The sequence below is a fragment of the Streptomyces sp. URMC 126 genome (assembly GCF_051386555.1).
In the GTDB taxonomy this organism is placed as follows: Bacteria; Actinomycetota; Actinomycetes; order Streptomycetales; family Streptomycetaceae; genus Streptomyces.
The window spans coordinates 1-3,416 of record NZ_JBPQTX010000492.1 but is presented as its reverse complement, the minus strand read 5'-3'; the positions used below and the strand labels follow the sequence as shown (position 1 = coordinate 3,416).

The window sequence follows — 3,416 nt, the reverse complement described above, 5'->3', positions numbered from 1 at the left end:
GGCGGCCCTCCGGGGCGAGGGGGCGCACCTCGGGCCGGGCGGCCGCCGCGGGGCCCTGCTCGGGGACGATCAGCTGGATGGTCGCGTCGTCCGGCGGCCCGGAGACCGCCGGCTGGGGCGTGAACCCCGCCATCCGCCGCGAACGTCCGGGCAGGACATGCGAGTTGGCCTCGGCGTCCACGCCCGGCAGGTGCACCGGCGGCGCGGTGGAGCCGCCCGGCGCGGGGGGCGCCGTCTGCGGGTCGGCGACGGCCGGCGGTCCGGCGGGCAGCAGCCGGGCGGGCAGCACCACGACGGCCGTGATGCCGCCGGGCCGCTGCTCGCGCAGCTGGACGCGGACGCCGTGCCGGGCCGCGAGCCGGGCGACGACGTAGAGGCCGAGGCCCATCACCGAGTCCTCCGCGTGGGCCGCCGGGCCGGCGCCCGGGGCCACGCCCGGCGGTTCCGGATCGGCCTGCGCCAGCAGGGAGTTGATCTGCTCCAGCCGGTCGGGGGCCATGCCGATGCCCTCGTCCTGGACGGACAGCATCACGTCGCCGTTCTCCAGCAGCCAGCCGGAGACCTGCACGGGCACGTCCGGCGGCGAGAACGCCGTGGCGTTCTCCAGGAGTTCGGCGACCAGGTGGCTGATGTCGTCGGAGGCGAAGCCGGCGAGCCGGGAGCGGGCCGGCAGCGAGTGGATGCGCACCCGCTCGTACCGTTCGATCTCACTGACGGCGGCCCGCAGCACGTCCAGCAGCGGGACCGTCCCCGCGTGCCCGCCGACGTGCTCCGAACCGGCCAGGACCAGCAGGTTCTCGCTGTGCCTGCGCATGCGGGTGGCGAGGTGGTCGAGCTTGAAGAGGACGTCGAGGCGGTCGGGGTCGGCCTCGTGGGCCTCCAGCCCCTCGATCACGGTCAACTGCCGCTCGACGAGTCCGAGGGTGCGCAGCGACAGGCTGGCGCAGGTGGTGTGCGCCCGTCCGGCGAGACCGGCGAGCCGCTCCTCGCGCTCCCGGTCCCGGGCGCGCAGGGCGTCGCGTTCGTCGGCGAGGTCCTGGCGGGCGGCGTCCAGGCGGGCGCGCTCGGCGTCCAGCAGGGCGATGCGCTCCCGCTGCCGGACGACCGTGCCGTGGAGGACGTTGACCGAGCGGGCGATCTCGGCGAACTCGTCGTCGCGCCCCTTGAAGGCGACCGGCTCGGTGGCGCCGGGGTCGGCGCAGACCCGGCGGGCGCCCTGCCGGAGCGCGGCCAGCGGGCGGGTCAGCGAGCGGGTGGCCCGGACGCCGCCGAGCAGGGCGGCCGCGAAGCAGAGCGCGACCAGGCCCGCGCGGACCTGGAAGGCCGTCAGGTCGCGGTCGTGCACCCGGGCGAGATGGGCGGCCTCGGCGGCGGCCAGGTCGGACTCGACGCCGCGCATCCGGTCCAGCCGGGTGGTGAGCAGGGCGCGCACCGGGCCGGGGTCCGCCACCTTCTCGCCGGCGACGAGGGCGGGCAGCCGGGACTCGGCGGCGGAGACGTCCGGGCCGCTCAGCGCCCGGGTGTAGGCGTCGCGGGCCTTGGCCGGGGCGAGCTGGGCGAAGTCGGCGCGGGCGGCGCGCTCGCGGGTGTCGGTCTGCTGGGCGGCGGCGGCCAGTTCCGGCCGTTCGCCGCGGGCCGCGTAGGAGGCGAGGAGCAGCCCGCGCGTGGCGGACGCCTCCTCGACCGCGCGGCCGAGCAGCGCCACGGCCTCGCCGTCGCCCGTCCCGGCCCGTTCGGGCAGCCGGGCGGCGAGGGTGCCGGCGACGCCGTGCAGCGCCTGCACGGTGGAGGTGTAGGTACGGAAGACGGTCAGCGGGTCGGTGGAGCCGGTGAGGGCGGTGCGCCGCTCCCGGGCCAGGCCGTCGAGCCGCGCGCGGACGGCCTCGGGGAGCCCGGCGCGCGTCGTCGCCGAGGTGAGGAAGGCGCCGAGGCGCCGGTCCGTCCTGGCGCGCCGGGCCGCGAGGTCGGCCGGTACGGGGCCGCGGCCGGCCGCCGCGTACTCGGTGACCGCGTCGCGCTCGTCCGCCAGTTCGTGGGCGAGGCGCACGGCGTCGCTCGCGGCCCTGGCCGTGGGGACGAGCCGCGCGGTGTCCGCCGCGTCGCGGTAGGCGTCCGCGACGCCCAGGGCGCCCGCGCCCAGGACCGCCAGGGACGCGGTCGCGACGGAGAGGACGAGCCGGTTGCGGACGCGGGCGGTGCCCTCCGGCACCCCCGTGGTCTGTCGCTCCCGTCGCCCGCCCCGAAGCCGCTTCTTCCGCACCGGTGCTCACAATCCGATCTCGTCCGGTCTGGGTCCCGCCCACCCCTGGCGCTGACTGGACCTTGTCAGCACGGGGGCGGGGCGGGCGCCGGTCATCCGTCCGCCACACCCGAAGGTGTGGGGTTCCGTCCCGGAAGTTGCCGTGATCGTCCACGGGTCGCACGCCGCTTCCGTCACATGGGAGGAGTGTCGTGCCCGCCGCGTCCGCCGCCCCCGGCAACCGCCACCCGGTAAACCGTCCGGCTCGCCGGAAGGATGCGCGTCAACCGCCGCGGAAATAACGGCTCGTGCACACTGGCCCCATGCGCATCGAGCTGGCCACCCGGCCGGGCGACCCGGCCCGGCCCAACGAGGACTTCGTGTCGGCGGTCCTGCCCGCCTCAGGACAGGGCGGCGCGCTGGTGCTGCTGGACGGCGTGACGCCGCCGCAGGACGGCGACGACGGCTGTGAGCACGGCGTTCCCTGGTTCACGGCGCGTTTGGGCGGCGCACTGCTGGAACTGTGCGCCACCCGGCGCGAACTGACGCTCCGCCACTGTCTCTCCGAGGCGGTCACCCGCACCGCGGACGCCCACCGGACCGGATGTGATCTCGGTCACCGCCGCACGCCGCAGGCCACCGTGGTGACGGCCCGCTGGGACGAGGAGCGGGTGGAGTACCTGGTGCTGTCGGACTCCGTCCTCCTGGTGGAGGCCGCCGACGGCGCGGTGACACCCGTACTCGACGACCGGATCGCCCGGCTCGCCGCGCTCGGCCCGGTGACCGACGCCCACCGCAACGCCGAGGGCGGCTTCCACACGGCCGCCGCCGACCCGGCCGTGGCCGGACTGGCCGTCACCGGCGTCCTGCCGCGCGCCGAGGTCCGCGCCCTGGCCGCGCTCAGCGACGGCGCGGCCCGCTGGGTCGAGGTGTTCGCGGAGGGCGACTGGACCGCCTGCGCCGCCCTGCTGGCCAAGAGCGGCCCGCGCGCCCTGGTCGACCGGGTCCGGGCGGCCGAACTGGCCGACCCGGAACGGCGCCTCTTCCGCCGGGGGAAGGTCCACGACGACGCGGCGGCGGTGTACGCGGAGCTTTAGCCCTGCGCGACCAGGTAACCGGCCAGCGCCAGCAGCACTCCGCAGGCGGCCCCGACGCGCAGCAGTCGGCCGCGGCGGAC

Annotated in this window: 2 protein-coding genes; one reads left to right on the top strand and one right to left on the bottom strand. The window is 77.3% G+C overall.

The features are described from left to right. The coding region (locus tag ACSNOK_RS31845) for a nitrate- and nitrite sensing domain-containing protein (RefSeq protein WP_436784268.1) at nucleotides 1–2,209 on the bottom strand (2,209 nt) is incomplete at its 3' end. 353 nt (nucleotides 2,210–2,562) lie between these two features. Between ACSNOK_RS31845 and ACSNOK_RS31840 the strand changes: the two genes are divergently transcribed. Further along, on the top strand, nucleotides 2,563–3,336 hold the full coding sequence (locus ACSNOK_RS31840; RefSeq protein WP_436784267.1) for a hypothetical protein: 774 nt from the start codon (nucleotides 2,563–2,565) through the stop codon (nucleotides 3,334–3,336). Nucleotides 3,337–3,416 lie beyond the last annotated feature (80 nt).